A 17643-nucleotide genomic window follows, 5' to 3' on the forward strand; every position below is an offset into this window, starting at 1 on the left:
GTACGATGCTGCGGCAAATTGCTAGTCCTAAACCAGTCCCGCCTTGATGACCGGAGTTAGAAGCATCGACTTGCTGAAAGCGTTCAAAAATTGATTCGAGTTTATCAGCAGGAATACCGCGTCCGGTGTCTTTGACTTGGATGTTGATGTTGGTGGACAATTGGTAATTGGTAGTTGGTAGTTGGTAGTTGGTAGTTGGTAGTTGATGGTTGGTTATTGCTGCTAGTCTCCTAGTCTCCTCTGCTCCTCTGCCCCTCTGCTCCTCTGCTTCCTTGTCCCCCTTGTCTCCCTTGTCCCCCTTGTCCCCCTCAGTTCCCTCAGCTCTCTTCTCCCTGCTCCCTAGTTCCGCACTCAGCCACACTGTAGATCCTGGGGAGGAAACTTTAATCGCATTGCTGAGTAGGTTAGTTAGTGTTTGTACGATTCGGTCTGGATCTACCCACAACTTTGTTGATACTGGTGTGACGCACAGATTAATTTCTGCTTTCTCAGCCATTGCTTGCATAACCTCTGCCGATTGGACGATCAACTCAGATGCATCGCAAAGCTGTTTGTGCATGATAACTTTGCCAGAATTGATCCGTTCGATGTCAAGGATGTCGCTAATGAGCCGGACTAAACGGTTGGTATTGTCAAACGCAATTTCTAACATCCGCTGCCGTTTGGCTGGTTGAGTCTCCAGAAAACCCCGCGCTAGCAAACCCAAAGCAGTACGAATTGAAGTGAGAGGAGTTCGGAGTTCGTGGCTGACAACTGAGACAAACTCATCTTTCATCCGCTCGACAATTTGGCGCTCGGTAATGTCTTTAAATATGACAACTGCACCGACAATCTTTCCCTGTTCTCGAATTGGAGTGCTAACGTATTCAACTGGAAATTTTGACCCGTCGCGACGATAAAAAATATCGTTGGTTATGTATTGTACTGCTCCAGTTTGGAGGGTAGCGTAAATCGGGCTGTCTTCCCAAGTGTAAGGCGTGCCGTCCGGTTGGGAGTGGTTGACGATGGCATGGATAAATTTAGCATTGGAGCGATCGCGCGTTTCTGGTAAAAAGTAGCTGGCATGAATCTCTAAATCGCGATCGCAATTAGATCCAATTAGCTCTCTAACTCGGTATCCCAACATTCTCGCGGCAGCGGGATTGACAAAGGTAATTTTGCCTTGAGCGTTTAAACCGTAAATTCCTTCGCCTGCCGAGTTGAGAATTAATTCATTTTGGCGGCTGAGGCGTTCTAAGGAAGCTTGCGCCTGTTCGCGCACGCTAATTTCTCTAAGTAAATCGACATTAGCACGTTGTAGTTCTGCGGTTCGCTCCTCGACTCTTTGCTCTAATTGGGCATTTAAAGCACAAATTTTAATCTCTGCTTGCCTGCGCTCTTGAATGTCGCGAGATAAATCGGCGTTGAGGGCATGAACTTGTAAATAAAGTTCATATTGCTGAATTGCCAGAGCAAAATGACTACTTAAAGCTTGCACTGGTTCTATTTCCGCACTCGTCCAGGCTTGCGCTTGCCCTTGTTTTAATTCTCGCCAAGTTTCAAAAGATTGAATTGGACGCGCGTGGCGCGGATCGTCCCGGTCGGGTCGTCGCGCCCATAGGGTTTCAATCTCAATTTCTCGCCGAAATACGCTCAAATAACCTAAAATTTGCTGTCGGTACTGCAAGCGCACGATTAACAAACCGCGAATTCGCACCGGGAACCATGCCAGCGCCAATTCTGGAGGAATTTCTAGACCGTGCCAATCAGCGATCGCCCAAGTACAGCGATCGTCATCAACAGTTGTTTGTGCGTCTAGCCACGATCGCCAACTCGAATATTCTTCCAGATACAACTGGCATCCTACTTCAGCTCGCCAAATCGGTTGTTCGCCACAAGTCAACAACTGCGCTGCGGTTCCTGGTCTTTGGGGACTAATATAAACTCTGCCACCCGTTCCCCCCAGCGCCGAGACAGTTAGCTCTAACGCTTGCTGTAACTGCATCTCGGTCATGGAATGTAATAATTTAGCCACGCGGTTAATCGTGGCTTCTTGTTGGGCTTGGATGCGAGTTTGTTCGAGCAAGGTACTTTGGGCGATCGCAATTGATAATTGATCTGCTACCAATTGCACCACCTGCAACTCTCGGTCTGTAACTTGTCGCGGTAAACTGTGATGGGATACTAACAACCCCCACAGGCGATCGCGATGTAAGATCGGCACGACTAGAGAAGACTGCACCCCCATCGAAGTGAGATACTCCACATGACAGGGATCGACAGGGCGAAATCGGATGTCAATTTCTGGAAGCGATACTCCGGTAACCGGACAATCCAACGAACTTGAGCCAATTTCCTGTGCTGCCACATCGACAATCGAACGCTGACGCGCCTTCAAAAATAACTCTCGCGCCAGGGGCGGAATATCTTCGGCAGGAAAGTGTTGTCCCAGTAAAGATGGTAAACGTTCTTCCTGCACCGATTCTGCTACGACTTCGCCACTACCATCTAAATCGAACCGATAAACCATCACGCGATCGGTTCCCAAAAAGGCACGCACTTCGGCAACAGTTCCTGAAAGAATCGCAGGCAACTCCAAAGATTGACGAATGCGATTCATCATCCGATGTAGCAACACTTCTAGGGAAGCGATCTGTTCTTCGCTCGCTCCACAAGTAGAATTTGACAGGGAACGATTTGTTTGCATTTGACTACTGTTATCAGTTATTAGTGGCTAGTGACTGGTGGCTAGTGGCTAGATAAAATAGCTTCCTTGTCCTCCTTGTCTCCTTGTCCCCGACTCCCGACTCCCCCAGCTCCCGACTCCCGGCTCCCGACTCCCTACTGAATACTCTGCATCAATCGCATTTGTCCCAAGCGATTAAAAATCTGAGTCACGAGTTCCGTACCTAAAATCGACTTGCTCAAACAATCGTTTGCACCTGCGGTAAAGACTTGTTGTATAGTGCGATCGTCAGTGTGAGCTGTAAGAAAGAGGACGGGTAGTTTATGCCAACGTGGTTCGTTACGCACGATTTGACACAGATCGATGCCGTTAAACTGAGGCATTTCTACATCAAGTACGAGCATATCGGGGGCAAATTCTTCTAAAATTGCCCAAAAACGCGATGGTTCTTCCAACGTGTTGAGCTGAATGCCCCAAGGTTCTAATAACGCTTGCATTAGCGTCAGAATCTCTGGATCGTCATCCACAACTAGAATTTTGGTGGGATGAGAGCGAGTTTGTTGCAATCTCGTAACTGCTGCTAGCACCTCCTCTGGGTTGAAGGGTTGTCTTAAAAAAGCGTGAACGCCCAAACGAGACAGCTCGATTCGATCGCTTAATCGATCGCCTCTGGTACACAGCAAGACTGGAATTGGTGGAGTACGGTTTGTCAGTTCGGCAAGAATGGCTAAATCTGCGGCGGTGGTATTGGCAAGGGAAAGATTGAGGATGACTACATCTGCTGGAGATAGGCGATTGAATTTTTCTAAATGGGCGATCGCTGCTTTTGCTGCCGATATATTCGGCGCAATTTTTACTCCTATCCCTGCGGTTGCAGCCAACTTGACGATTTGCTCTGCTAGTCCGGCATCACCATCAATTGCTAGCATGACGATCGATTGCTGGCGCGGTAAGGGGCGATCGAGTTGGCTCAGGCTAGGTCGTTGAATTTCTCGTTTCAATGCCATCACCATTTCATATAAGTGCAGTGCCTCACTACGGTCTAAAATTACGTCTGCTTGCCAGATATCCTCGATATGTTTTGCCAACCGCGAACCTTTGGCAAACCCAAAAATACCCAACGCTCCTGCTAACTTGTGTGCTGCTTGTCGCGCTTTTTGGCGCAATTCTTCTGTGAGTTTGTTGTCTAGTAAGGATATGGTTGCTTGCTCTAACACGGCAACGCGATCGCTACTTTGATGTTTGAGTTTTTCCCAAACTTCTGCCAAGGCTGCTTTTGTCTGCCGCTGGATCGAGTCCTGACTTTGAGGTAAAGACGCGCCGCGCAGTTTTGTTTTTTTAGTTGTCGGTGCGGGTTGTTTCAGGCGATAACCCAGACCGTATACTGTTTCTATTAAATCGGCAGGTGCGCCGACTTGTTTCAATTTCTGTCGCAAACCCTTAATATGAGCCGTCACTGTGTCTTCTTTAGGGGCTTCTGGAACTGCCCAAACTCGATCTAAAATCTCACCACGGCTTAAGACGAGCTGAGGATGGCGCAGGAAAAGCTCTAGCAGACGATATTCGTTCGGTGTCAAATGCAAGACGCGATCGCCATATGTTACTTCACACGTCCCGCATTGCAGCCGCAAGTCTCCCCACTCTAAAGCTTGTAGGATTGGTTTACTTTGTCGTCGCAAAAGTACGCGAATTCGAGCCAGTAATTCTGGCATATCGAAAGGTTTGACGAGATAATCATCTGCGCCTGCATCTAATCCCATCACTTTGCGATCGCTAGAGTCTTGCGCCGTAATTAATAGCACAGGGGTTTGATATTTGCGATCGCGCAATCGTTGGCAAAGTTTAATACCATCAAGCTTAGGCAGGATCACATCTAACAAAATTAAGTCATAGGTGAAAGTTTGAATGAGATCCCACCCAGTCTGACCATCAGTTGCAGTATCGACGACATAGTTTTGCTGCTGAAGCACATTTCTTAAAGCCTTAGCAACACATTCGTCGTCTTCTATGAGTAAAATTCTCATTTTGTATCACCTATTAAATAAGTGAGTTGGTAATTGGTAATTGGTAGTTGGTAATTTGTAGTTGGTCAGTAAGAGATGCGTGTTACGACTTACGACTTCTCCCTCTTCCCTATCTTCACAAGTAAGTTGATAAATCAAACCGGATTCCTATAGCTAGCCAAGAATTACTAACAGTCAATACTTCTTACGAAATATCCAAATTTCTCAGCCAGCAGTTGCAAAACGACAGTTATGTTGCTTTTGTTACAGTTTAATCTGCTATCAGGTATCGAATTGCTAGAAAGCTTCTAGCTAGAACGTCTATCTAAATTAAGTTCTACAATTTTGGCTGTTGAGATGCTAAGTGTTAATACCTCCGAGTAAATAAATTTGTTGGGTAGTTTTTCTAACGATAGATTCAGTAAACAGTGTTTCTTATTTGACAAATATTATTCACAAATCTCTAATTTTAGTCTGCTTTTGTTCAATAAAATTAATATGTCTTTACCTAACTTTATTTTTTAGTGAGTTAATGCTCATTTGCTAACGAAAGACTTTTTGGACGTTGCTGCTAACAATAACATTGAGTTGCAAGCATCTGATAGTAAGGGCGATCGCGACTTCAAGGCAAGCGATCGCGCGAGCGTTTTCTTAGTAAAATTATTACTTTTTGTAAACAAATTTCATTTCTTCATTGGTTCTTCAGGTTTTTTCCCTATTCTCGAACACAATCAACGTCCAACAAGTTTTGTTGCTCCTACTTTGATTGCTTTGATTCGACTATCAAAAGTCAACCCATCGCATCAGGATTAAAACACTGTTGCGGTGGGGAATTTCTCGCCCTTTATTAAACATCTATTCTCATGGTGTCAAAGACAGACAGTGCGATCGCGACTCCAACTCGTGGCGATCCTACTGAACAGATCCCAGTCACTAATGAATTAAAAAAACGCCAAAGCACTAGTATTTGGGATCGCTTTTGTAATTGGGTGACTAGTACTGAAAATCGGCTATATATCGGCTGGTTTGGAGTACTAATGATTCCCTGTATGCTGACAGCAGCCAGCGTGTTTATCATTGCCATTATTGCCGCACCAGCAGTAGATATGGACGGTATGAGTTCGCCGATTACTGGCTCTCTACTAGACGGCAATAACATTATTACGGCGGCTGTCGTACCAACATCAGCGGCGATCGGACTGCATTTTTATCCACTTTGGGAAGCAGCCTCTTTAGATGAGTGGCTCTACAACGGTGGACCTTATCAACTGATCGTGCTGCATTTCTTGATCGGCATTATTTGCTATCAAGATCGCGAATGGGAATTGAGCTATCGCTTGGGAATGCGACCTTGGATTTCTTTAGCATTTACTGCACCCGTTGCGGCTTCAATTTCGGTCTTCTTAGTCTATCCAGTCGGACAAGGTAGCTTCTCAGCAGGAATGCCACTGGGAATTTCTGGGACTTTCAACTTCATGTTGCGGTTTCAAGCAGACCATAACATTCTCATGAGTCCTTTTCACGTTTTGGGAGTCATCGGAGTTTTGGGTGGTGCTTTCTTATGCGCTATGCACGGTTCCCTAGTGACTTCTACCTTGATCCGTATGGATGGCGATCGCACGGACGAACTGAGCGAATCGACCAATGCCGGATACAAGCTCGGTCAAAAGCGCCCGACCTACAGTTTTAGGGCAGCTCAACTGTACTTGTGGCGGTTAATTTGGCGGGGAACTAGCTTTCCCAACTCGCGCCGATTGCATTTTTTCCTAGCAGCTTTTCCAGTAGCAGGAATCTGGTCTGCGGCTTTGGGGGTTGATATTGCAGCATTCAACTTTGAAAAGTTGAACTTCGAGCCAACCCACATCGAGAGCCAAGGCAGAACGGTAAATACATGGGCAGACGCGATCTCGTTGGCAAATCTAGGCATAGATATGGCACGCGATCGCCAGTTACACCAATTCCCCAGTGACTTGATGGCAGTGAGTAATGAGTAGTGAGTGGCTAGTGACTCGTGACTGGTGACTAGAAAAGACTCTAGCTACTAGCTGTAATGACACACAAGATGAGTTCAAGATTATGCTTGCCAAATAGCTTTTAGGCAGGAAATTATTTTCGGCTAACGCCTTGTGCCACTACAACTAGCCACCAGCCACTAGCCACCAGCCACTGGTTCCACTGATAACTGACAACTAATAACTGACATATGACTACAGTTTTACAGCGTCAATTAAACCGCGTCCCTGCGTGGGAAAGGTTCTGTAATTGGGTGACTAGCACGGAAAATCGGTTATATATCGGCTGGTTTGGCGTGCTGATGATTCCCCTTTTAGGAGTCTCCATTAGCGTCTTTACCATCGCTTTTATCGCAGCACCACCTGTAGATATTGATGGTATCCGCGAACCCGTATCAGGTTCCTTACTCTACGGCAATAACATCATTACTGGAGCCGTAGTGCCGATGTCTAATGCCATTGGCTTGCACTTTTACCCTATTTGGGAAGCAGCTTCGATGGATGAGTGGCTTTACAATGGTGGACCCTATCAGATGATAGGTTTTCACTACATTCCAGCTCTGTGTTGTTATGCAGGGCGCGAGTGGGAGTTGTCTTATCGCTTGGGGATGCGTCCGTGGATTGCGGTTGCTTATACTGCTCCCGTTGCTGCCACATCATCGGTGTTCTTGGTTTATCCCATCGGACAAGGTAGCTTCTCTGATGGTCTGCCAATGGGCATCAGCGGTACTTTCAATTTCATGTTTGTCTTCCAAGCCGAACACAATATTCTGATGCATCCCTTCCACATGTTGGGAGTTGCAGGAGTTCTGGGAGGTTCGTTATTCTGCGCTATGCATGGTTCGTTGGTAACATCCAGCTTAATTCGCGAAACCAGCGACAGCGAATCGCAGAACTACGGCTACAAGTTCGGACAAGAATCAGAGACATACAACATTGTCGCCGCCCACGGTTATTTCGGTCGTCTGATTTTCCAGTATGCCAGCTTCAACAATAGTCGTTCGTTGCACTTCTTTTTAGCAGCTTGGCCCGTGGTCTGTATTTGGGCTACGGCGCTGGGTATCAGTACGATGGCATTTAATCTGAACGGGTTTAACTTCAATAACTCAGTTCTTGACTCGCAAGGTCGCGTGTTACCAACCTGGGCTGATGTATTGAATCGGGCAAATCTAGGATTTGAAGTCATGCACGAACGCAATGCTCATAACTTCCCCCTAGATCTTGCTTGTAGCGATGCCGTTCCAGTAGCGTTCAAAGCGCCAGCAATTGGTGAAGTTCCACCACAGGCGATCGCCAGTTAAGCACTCATTTAGCTATCCTCTGGCTATTTATTGGCAAGTCTTTTGACTATCCGATTGGCTTGCCAATTTTACTCAAACCAACTTGACAAAATGACTTAGCAATTTTTAGGAGAAAACAATGAGCATCGTTACAGAATTAATTCTGAATGCCGATAGTGAATCTCGCTATCCCGCACCAAAAGAAATTCAGGTTTATCAAAATTTTGTTAAAACAGGCGAACAGAGAATTCGGATCGCCAAAATATTAGCAGAAAACGAGCAAAGAATCGTTCAAAATGGTAGCGCGAGATTTTGGGAGCGGGTTCCCAATACTCCTAGCAATAGCGGTAACGAACGCAAAACAGCTTCTTGCCAGCGCGATCAAGGTTGGTATATTCGTCTGATCGCCTATTCCGTATTAGCAGGTAGCGAAAAGCCTCTAGAAGAAATCGGCACGATTGGCATCAAAGAGATGTATAACAACCTCGAAATTCCGCTCAGAAACATAGTTGAATGTATGCGCTGTTTGAAAGAAGAAGCACTATCGCTTATGAGCGAAGAAGATGCTTTAGAAGTATCAGCATATTTTGACTACGTGATGCGATCGCTTTCTTAAAGTGATTAGTGTCTTGTGGCTAGTGGCTAGTGAAAAAAATTGAATCTAGCTACTAGCCACTAATGACTAGCCACTTACTAATTACCATTACCAAATTTAGGAGATAAACAATGCAAGACGCAATCACTGCTTTAATTAATTCTTCTGACGTTCAAGGCAGATATCTAGATCCGAGTTCTTTGGATAAGTTACAAAACTACTTTCAAAGTGGCGATATGCGGGCAAAAACTGCGATCGCAGTCAGTGCAAATGCTAAGAACATTGTCACCAAAACAGTAGCAAAATCTTTGCTTTATACAGATATCACCGCTCCTGGTGGCAATATGTATACTTGTCGTCGCTATGCTGCTTGCGTGCGCGATTTAGATTACTTTTTGCGCTATGCCACTTACGCAATGTTAGCTGGAGACACTTCAATTTTAGACGAGCGCATTCTCAACGGTTTAAGAGAAACTTATAACTCTTTAGGCGTGCCAATTGGGGCAACAATTCGCTCCGTACAAGCCATGAAAGAAGTTGTCACTAGTTTAGTTGGTGCTGATGCAGGCAGAGAAATGGGTGTTTATTTCGACCATATTGCTGCTGGTTTGAGTTAATTAGTGATTAGTGACTAGTGGCTAGTGAATAGAAAAGATTCCAGCCACTAGTCACCAGCCACCAGCCACTTACCAATTACCCATTACCCATTACCCATTACCAATGAGTATCATCACCAAAGCAATTGCTAGCGCCGATCGCGAAGCTCGTTATTTAAGTCCTGGGGAGTTGCGAACAATTCGCGACTTCTATAATGGCGGGGAAAACCGTTTGCGAATCGCTACAACTCTAATTGAAAACAGAAAAGAAATTGTTGAAAGAGGTAGTTTGAAGTTTTGGGAATGCTGTCCCGACACGCCAAGTAATAGCGGTAATAGAACTTATCGGGCATCTTGTTTGCGCGATCAAGATTGGTATATCCGCCTAATTGCTTATACAGTTATTGTCGGAGATGTAGAACCTCTAAAAGACATCGGAATTGTAGGTGTAAAAGAAATGTACGAATCCCTAGAAATTCCTTTAAGAAATTGGGTGGAATGCATTCGTTGTCTAAAAGAAGTGACTTTAGACCTTTTAAGTCGGGAAGATGCTGCTGAAGTCACACCGTATTTTGATTGTTTAATTCAGGGAATGACTCCATAATTCGGAATTCGGAATTCGGAATTCGGAATTGATTAAGATAACCACCAATTACCAATTACCAATTACCTTTTTAACAATGAGTGTAAAAGCAAGTGGTGGAAGTCCGGTAACTCAACCGCAACGATACCATACTGTCCCAGTTGCAGTGATTTCTCATGCGGTACAACAAGACCGTTGTTTAAAAAATACCGAACTACAAGAACTCGCTGATTTTTTCAGTTCGGGCGTGAAATTGTTAGAAATTGCCAACACGCTGACTCAACATGCTGATGAAATTGTCTTAGCTGGGGCTAACCGAATTTTTGTTGGCGGTTCGCCGATGGCTTATTTAGAAAAGCCCAAAGAAAAGATTGGATTGCCTGGTTCTGGTTACTACGTCGGTGAAGATTTTCTCACGGCTGCTAGAAGAAAAGCTGGTGCTGTGATGGTCAAAGAGGCTTTAAAAATCCAAGAAGTTGCCTACTACAGCAATCCTTTGAGTGGTTGGTTGCAGCGTTTTCGCGACCTATTTAATAATCAAGATCCTTTACCTGGTGGTTTTCGCTTCATCAATGTGTCTCGCTATGGTGCAGTGAGGATGAAGCGATCGATGCGGGATTTGGCGTGGTTTTTACGCTATATCACCTATGCAATTGTGGCGGGTGATGGCAGTATTTTAAGTGCCAACGTCCGAGGCTTGCGCGGCGTAATTCCTGAAGATGTTACAGAAGCTACTATTGTGGCACTGCGGGCAATGCGGCGACAGTCGCTCGACTATTTCTCAGAGGATGCGGAGGCAACCCAATTAGTTAAGGGTTACTTTGACTTACTGATTGCCGAATATCTGACCGATAAACCCTCAAATCAAGTCAGAATTGGTGTTTCCAACGACCAACAAGGATTGCAACTGCCGCAAAGTTATTCAATGTCAGCAGAAGTGCGACCGAAGTTTGTCTTCAAGCAGGGAGCGACGCTAACTCAGAAACAAGAGGCGATCGCAGCTATCTATCGTCACGTATTTGAGCGCGATGTAACCGATACGTATGGGTTTACCCAAAAAGCCGAGTTAGAATCTCAGCTCATTGGTGGAAATATCTCGGTTAAAGAATTCGTGCGCCGTTTGGGTAAATCTCGTCTCTACCGCAGATTATTCTATGAACCTTTTACCATTAGTCGGGCGATCGAACTGGCGGCGCGACACTTCTTGGGACGTGGATTGAGCAGTCGCGAGGAATTTCAGACATACTTTGATGTCATGACTAAAGGTGGTTTGCCTGCCTTGGTCGATGCGTTTGTCGATTCTGCGGAGTACAGCGATTATTTTGGTGAAGAGACAGTCCCGTATTTGCGAGGATTGGGTCAAGAAGCGCAAGAATGTCGCAACTGGGGACCGCAACTAGACTTATTTAAATACAGCGCTCCAGTGCGGAAAGTCCCTCAGTTTATTACTCTATTCGGTAGTTACCAGAAACCCCTACCCGAACAGCATCCTTACGGTTGCGGTAATGACCCGCTAGAAATTCAATTTGGGGCAATCTTTCCCCAGGAAACCCGCAATCCCCACCCTCAACCGGCATTTTTTAACAAGGATACGCGCCGCATTCTGATCGGTTCTGGTGCAGGTAGTCCCGACAAACTCAACGGTAATGCTTTGGGTAAAGTTCCTGGTTCTTTGGGGACTAGGGTACTGAAGCTAGAACCCTTGCATCATGGCAACGGTACGTCAAACGGCGTGAGTCAGCCAGGGCATCAGAGTCCTAGCATCAATCTTTTACACCACTCATCCCCAGCATTTATTGAAGGAGCCTATCGGCAGGTATTCGGGCGCTCTTTATATGAAGGTCAGCGGCAACCGCTATCCAGTACTGAATCGAAGCTGCTAGGGGGCGAAATTAGCGTGCGGGAGTTCGTGCGGCAGTTAGCCAAGTCGAAAGTATTCCGTAGCTTATATTGGGATTCGCTTTACGTGACGAAGGCAATTGAATACATCCATCGACGGTTGATGGGTCGTCCCACCTACGGACGACAAGAAATGAATCGCTACTATGACATCTGCGCCACGAGAGGCTTCTACGCGCTGATCGATGCCATTATCGACAGTCCCGAATACTTAGAGTGTTTTGGAGAAAATACAGTGCCTTACGAACGCTACGTCACTGCAAGGGGTTACTTAATGCGATCGCCGCGTCACGAAAATCAGTTAAGGCGCGAGCAAGCAGCAGAAACCGTTCCCGATAAATACAACCCTAGAAAAGCGAATTGGGCAGCACTATCTCAGTTTGTCGAACAACCGATTCTGAATCAAATTACCAGCGATGGGCGATCGAATCGAGCAACCGAGATGAGACATGCAGAAATAGCAGGCGATCGCAGTAATTCACCGGAAGAGAGCTTAGAGGAGAGCTATGAGTATAGTCAAGCAAATGATTCTGAACGCTGATGAAGAGGTACGCTACCTGACTCCTGGTGAAATTCACGCCCTGCAAAATTTCTATAGATCGGGAACAGAGCGTATCCGTCTGGCGAAAGTTCTAGCACAGAACGAAAAAAAGATTGTCGAACGAGCGACGCAAAAATTTTGGAAGATCTGCCCCAGAACTCCCAGTAATAGCGGTAACGCCCGTAAAACTGAGGCAGCTATGCGGGATATCGGGTGGTACATCCGTCTGGTGAGTTATTGCCTGCTAGCCGGAAATGAAAAACCGTTAGAGGAAATTGGCTTAATTGGAATGAAAGAACTTTACAACAGCGTCGGCATCCCCTTAGAAAATGTGCGCCAATATATGCTTTGCGTCAAAGCAGAAGTTAACGCCATGCTAACACCAGAAGATGCAGCCGAAGTCATTCCTTACTTTGACCTCATTTTGCAAGTCATTTCCTCTCCTGGCGCACCCTATTTTCAAAATAACGGTCGAACAGATTGGCAACGGTAAAGTCAAAAGTTAAAAGTCAAAAGTCAAAAATTAGGAGTTAGGAGTGAAAAGTCAAAATTCACTAATAACAAATGACAAATGACAAATGACAAATGACAAATGACAAATAACAGGAACTTAACATATGACTATAGCAATTCGATCTACCCCGATTGGGTGGGGATGGTTCGGTGTACTCGATGACTGGCTGAAGCGCGATCGCTTTGTGTTTATCGGCTGGTCTGGTTTGTTGCTCTTTCCCTGCTCTTATATGGCAATTGGCGGATGGTTCACTGGCACTACCTTTGTTACCTCCTGGTATACCCACGGCGTTGTTAGTTCTTATTTAGAAGGTTGCAATTTTCTCACCACTGCTGTCTCTACTCCAGCCGATAGTATGGGTCATTCTCTACTATTTTTATGGGGACCAGAAGCTAATTGGGATTTCACCCGTTGGTGTCAAATCGGTGGCTTGTGGAGTTTTGTCACTCTACACGGCGTTTTCGGTTTAATTGGTTTTTGTCTGCGACAGATGGAAATTGCCAGAGTTGTAGGTATCCGTCCCTACAATGCCTTAGCATTCACTGCTCCAATTTCTGTGTTTGTGAGCGTCTTTTTAATTTATCCTTTGGGACAATCTAGCTGGTTTTTTGCGCCTTCCTATGGAGTCGCCGGAATTTTCCGTTTCTTACTATTTTTCCAAGCTTTTCACAACTATACCCTCAACCCATTTCACATGATGGGGGTAGCTGGTGTTTTGGGTGGAGCTTTGTTGTGTGCGATTCACGGGGCTACAGTAGAAAACACTCTATTTCGAGACACCAAAGGCTTTAATACCTTCCGAGGTTTTTCTACTACCCAAGCAGAAGAAACTTACTCTTTTGTCACAGCTAATCGCTACTGGTCGCAGATTTTTGGGATTGCCTTTTCCAACAAACGTTGGCTGCACTTTTTCATGTTATTTGTTCCCGTTACAGGTTTGTGGATGAGTTCAATTGGCATGGTAGGTTTAGCGTTTAACGTGCGGGCATACGACTTTGTTTCCCAAGAATTACGTGCCGCAGAAGATCCAGAATTTGAAACTTTCTACACCAAGAATATTCTCCTCAACGAGGGAGCCAGAGCTTGGTTAGCACCCCAAGACCAACCTCACGAAAAATTCCAATTCCCCGAAGAAGTCTTACCGCGTGGAAATGCCCTCTAGAAGTGGTGCGTGAAAATCAATTAACGCGATGTGGTAGTTTCTCTTGTTCCTCCCCTTTCCAAGGGGGGCTAGGGGGGATCTTCGAGGAGGTAACCTAATTTTTCGATCCCCCAACCCCCTTAAAAAGGGGGCAATAGATAAGTCGCGTAAATACCAATTACCAATTACCAATTACCAATTACCAATTACCAATTACCAATTACCAATTCAAAAATGGAAACACCTTTCGATCGCTCGATTACAACCACAACTAATGTCGATACGCCTAGAGAAGGACGGGATGAAGCGTCTACTGGATATGCTTGGTGGGCTGGAAATGCGCGGTTTATCAACTTGTCCGGTCGGTTTTTAGGCGCTCACGTTGCCCATGCTGGATTAGTGGCTTTCTGGGCAGGCGCAATGCTGATGTTTGAAGTTGCCCACTACGTACCGGAAAAGCCGATGTACGAGCAGGGCTTAATTTTGATGCCCCATATTGCCACCTTGGGTTTTGGTGTTGGGCAAGGTGGTCAAGTCGTTGATATTTTTCCATTTTTTGCGATCGCCGCCATACATCTCATCGGCTCGGCAGTTCTCGGTTTTGGTGGTGTCTATCACTCGATTAAAGGACCGGAAAGGTTAGCAGGTTTCTACGATTTTGACTGGACTGATAAAGATAAGGTCACGAGCATCTTGGGATATCATCTGATTGCTCTGGGCTTGGGAGCGCTCTTGTTAGTTGCTAGAGCTATGTATTTGGGTGGCTTGTACGATACTTGGGCTCCAGGCGGCGGCGATGTCCGTGTCGTGACCAATCCCACCCTCGACCCCAGAATCATTTTTGGCTATCTCTTCAAAGGTTTTACTGGTGGTGCGGGTAATATTGCCAGCGTCAACAATTTAGAAGATATAGTTGGCGGTCACATTTGGATGGGATCGATCTTGCTTGCTGGTGGTATTTGGCACGTTTTAACTAAGCCATTTAAGTGGGCGGAGCGTGTTTTCATCTGGTCGGGTGAAGCTTACCTGTCTCAAAGTCTAGGAAATGTGGCTGGACAAGCTTTAATTGCTGCCTGTTTTATTTGGTTTAATAACACTGCCTATCCCAGCGAGTTTTATGGTCCTACCGCGCCAGAAGCATCGCAAGCGCAAGCATTGAACTTCTTGGTACGCGACCAGCAGTTGGGGGCAAATGTGGTTTCTGCTCAAGGTCCGACAGGTTTAGGGAAATACCTGATGCGATCGCCGACTGGAGAAATTATCTTTGGTGGTGAAACAATGCGATTTTGGGACTTCAAAGGTCCTTGGTTAGAGCCACTACGCGGTCCCAACGGACTCGACCTGGAGAAAATCAGATATGACATTCAACCTTGGCAAATTCGGCGTGCTTCTGAGTACATGACTCATGCACCTCTGGGTTCTCTCAACTCTGTGGGTGGTGTGGCTACGGAGATTAACTCCTTTAACTATGTATCTCCTCGCGCTTGGCTAGCTTCAGCTCACTTTGTTTTCGCTTTTCTATTTCTAGTCGGTCACTTGTGGCACGCCGGACGCGCTAGAGCTGCGGCTGCTGGTTTTGAAAGAGGCATCGATCGCGAAGACGAACCAGTTTTATCTATGCCCCCGCTTGACTAGACAAGTTTGGAGCGCAGCGGGAAGAAGATTGTTCTGGCTTCTTCCCCTTTTCTTGGTCATTGGTCATTTGTATTTTCAATTTACATAGCGATCGATGACTAATGACAAAACCCGCAATTATTTCATCACTTGAATAGGGTTCATAGCTTAGATTCCAGCATGTAAAACATTGTCAAAATTTAAAAAACTACTTTTCATTCATTGTTTTTAGTCAAATACCATGCAAAAAACAGTTCAAAAGAAAATTCTCGATCCCATAATTGACTTGGTTTTACTATTTGTTCTCGTCTTGTTTTTAATTGGAATAAAATACTTTTTTCCCAATTTTATATCGAGAACCTACCTACAACTTTTTGTTTGATGGAACAGTAAGTAGTGAGTAGTAAAGAGTAGCGATTGACCAGCGATCGTAGACCAATTACCAATTACCAATTACCAATTACCAATTACCAAAAGGAGCATAATTAATGGGATTACCTTGGTATCGAGTACATACATCGGTCATAAATGACCCAGGACGACTCATTGCCGTACACCTAATGCATAACGCTCTGTGTGCGGGTTTTGCTGGTTCCATGCTGTTATTTGAACTAGCATTGTACGACTCTAGCGATCCAGTTTTAAACCCCATGTGGCGACAGGGATGTTTTTTAATGCCTTTTGTGGCTCGCCTAGGGGTGACTAATTCCTGGCAAGGTTGGAGTATTACGGGTGAATCGGTCGCCGATCCTGGGTTTTGGACGTTTGAAACAGTAGCGATCGCCCATATTATTTTCTCAGGATTAGAATTTCTTGCCGCTTGTTGGCACTGGGTTTATTGGGATCTGGCGACATTTTTCGACCCCAAAACAAACGAACCAGTGTTAGATCTTCCCAGAATCTTTGGCATTCATTTATTGTTAGCAGGGTTACTCTGTTTTGGTTTTGGTGCTTTCCACTTAACGGGAATTTTTGGTCCTGGGATGTGGGTCAGCGATCCGTATGGATTAACTGGTCACGTCCAAGGCGTTGCGCCTGTCTGGGGAGCAGAAGGCTTTAATCCTTACAATCCTGGTGGTGTGGTGGCGCACCACATTGCGGCGGGAATTGTCGGTATTATTGGCGGATTATTCCATATTGTGACGCGACCGCCAGAGGTACTGTACAAAGCCTTGAGAATGGGAAATATTGAAGGCGCACTTGCTAGCGGGTTGGCAGTATTCTTCTTCGCTGGTTTTGTCGCTTGCGGTTCGATGTGGTATGGCACTGCTACCACTCCGATCGAATTGTGGGGTCCTACTCGGTTTCAATGGGATCAAAATTACTTCAAAAAAGAGATCGATCGCCGCGTTCAATCCGATTTAGCTGAAGGTAAAAACCTCTCGGAAGCTTGGTCGGCAATTCCTGAAAAGCTGGCATTTTACGATTACGTTGGCAACAGTCCGGCAAAAGGCGGTTTGTTCCGAGTCGGTCGGATGGTGGATGGAGATGGAGTCGCCAAAGCTTGGCTCGGTCATGCCATTTTCAAAGACGGCGAAGGACGGGAATTAAACGTGCGCAGAATGCCGAATTTCTTTGAAACCTTCCCAGTCGTTTTGACAGATAAAGATGATGTCGTCCGCGCCGATATTCCTTTCCGTAGAGCAGAAGCCAAGTATAGCTTCGAGCAAAAAGGCGTTACGGTTAGCTTTGTGGGTGGCACATTAGACGGTCAAGTATATACAGAACCAAGCACGGTGAAGAAATTTGCCCGTCAAGCTCAACTCGGTGAAGTCTTTGATTTCGATCGCGAAACCTATAACTCTGACGGCGTATTCCGCACCAGCAATCGCGGATTCTTTGCCTTTTTCCATTGTTGCTTTGCTTTAGTCTGGTTCTTCGGGCATATTTGGCACGGTTCCCGCGCTATCTTCCGCGATGTTTTTGCTGGTATCGATCCGGGTTTGGACGAACAGGTGGAGTTTGGTGTCTTCCAGAAGGTAGGAGACCTTACTACACGTAAGAAAATACCTGTCGCAGCTATGGCTGGAACTAGAGAACCTGCTATGTAGCATTCATGTAGAGACGTTAATGTAACGTCTCTACAAACCTTACCTAACCCCAATACTTCTCACTTAGCAATGCAAAGATCTTGAAGATCCCCCAACCCCCTTAAAAAGGGGGCTTTAAGTTCCCCCCTTTTTAAGGGGGGCTAGGGGGG

13 protein-coding genes are annotated in these 17643 nt (G+C 45.7%); 11 read left to right on the top strand and 2 right to left on the bottom strand.

What is annotated here, in order from left to right:
- Both C7Y66_RS03725 and C7Y66_RS03730 read right to left on the bottom strand, forming a co-directional pair.
- A partial coding sequence (locus C7Y66_RS03725) for a GAF domain-containing protein (protein WP_106544524.1) occupies positions 1-2686 on the bottom strand: 2686 nt, incomplete at its 3' end.
- 134 nt (positions 2687-2820) lie between these two features.
- Positions 2821-4689: a response regulator gene (locus tag C7Y66_RS03730; RefSeq protein WP_106544525.1), complete on the bottom strand. Its 1869-nt coding sequence runs from the start codon at positions 4687-4689 to the stop codon at positions 2821-2823.
- Between the two features lie 519 nt (positions 4690-5208).
- Here C7Y66_RS03730 and C7Y66_RS03735 point away from each other — a divergent pair.
- From C7Y66_RS03735 to psbB, 11 genes are all read left to right on the top strand, one after another.
- Positions 5209-5481: a hypothetical protein gene (locus C7Y66_RS03735; RefSeq protein WP_106544526.1), complete on the top strand. Its 273-nt coding sequence runs from the start codon at positions 5209-5211 to the stop codon at positions 5479-5481.
- 50 nt (positions 5482-5531) lie between these two features.
- The gene (locus tag C7Y66_RS03740) at positions 5532-6662 is read left to right on the top strand and encodes a photosystem II q(b) protein (protein ID WP_233222512.1); all 1131 of its coding nucleotides are present in this window, start codon (positions 5532-5534) and stop codon (positions 6660-6662) included.
- 209 nt (positions 6663-6871) lie between these two features.
- A complete protein-coding gene (gene psbA / locus C7Y66_RS03745) occupies positions 6872-7981 on the top strand; it encodes a photosystem II q(b) protein (RefSeq protein ID WP_106544527.1) in 1110 nt (369 codons plus the stop codon).
- A gap of 118 nt (positions 7982-8099) precedes the next feature.
- Positions 8100-8576 carry an allophycocyanin subunit alpha-B gene (gene apcD / locus C7Y66_RS03750; protein WP_015153113.1) on the top strand — a complete coding sequence of 159 codons (477 nt, stop codon included), beginning with the start codon at positions 8100-8102 and terminating at the stop codon, positions 8574-8576.
- 110 nt (positions 8577-8686) lie between these two features.
- Positions 8687-9172 carry an allophycocyanin subunit beta apoprotein gene (locus C7Y66_RS03755; RefSeq protein ID WP_015153114.1) on the top strand — a complete coding sequence of 162 codons (486 nt, stop codon included), beginning with the start codon at positions 8687-8689 and terminating at the stop codon, positions 9170-9172.
- 103 nt (positions 9173-9275) lie between these two features.
- Positions 9276-9755 carry an allophycocyanin subunit alpha-B gene (gene apcD / locus C7Y66_RS03760; protein ID WP_106170801.1) on the top strand — a complete coding sequence of 160 codons (480 nt, stop codon included), beginning with the start codon at positions 9276-9278 and terminating at the stop codon, positions 9753-9755.
- 76 nt (positions 9756-9831) lie between these two features.
- Positions 9832-12174: a phycobilisome rod-core linker polypeptide gene (locus C7Y66_RS03765; RefSeq protein WP_106544528.1), complete on the top strand. Its 2343-nt coding sequence runs from the start codon at positions 9832-9834 to the stop codon at positions 12172-12174.
- Positions 12140-12667: an allophycocyanin subunit alpha-B gene (gene apcD, locus C7Y66_RS03770; protein ID WP_106218459.1), complete on the top strand. Its 528-nt coding sequence runs from the start codon at positions 12140-12142 to the stop codon at positions 12665-12667. The genes C7Y66_RS03765 and apcD (C7Y66_RS03770) overlap by 35 nt, the downstream gene beginning before the upstream one ends.
- A gap of 124 nt (positions 12668-12791) precedes the next feature.
- Positions 12792-13850, top strand: coding sequence for a photosystem II D2 protein (photosystem q(a) protein) (gene psbD, locus C7Y66_RS03775; RefSeq protein WP_015153118.1), 1059 nt, complete (start codon positions 12792-12794; stop codon positions 13848-13850).
- 213 nt (positions 13851-14063) lie between these two features.
- A complete protein-coding gene (gene psbC / locus C7Y66_RS03780) occupies positions 14064-15464 on the top strand; it encodes a photosystem II reaction center protein CP43 (RefSeq protein WP_106544529.1) in 1401 nt (466 codons plus the stop codon).
- 467 nt (positions 15465-15931) lie between these two features.
- Complete coding sequence (psbB, locus tag C7Y66_RS03785) at positions 15932-17494, top strand: photosystem II chlorophyll-binding protein CP47 (protein ID WP_106544530.1); 1563 nt, start codon at positions 15932-15934, stop codon at positions 17492-17494.
- Positions 17495-17643: the final 149 nt, after the last annotated feature.

The organism is Chroococcidiopsis sp. CCALA 051 (assembly GCF_003015105.1).
GTDB lineage: Bacteria > Cyanobacteriota > Cyanobacteriia > Cyanobacteriales > Chroococcidiopsidaceae > Chroococcidiopsis > Chroococcidiopsis thermalis.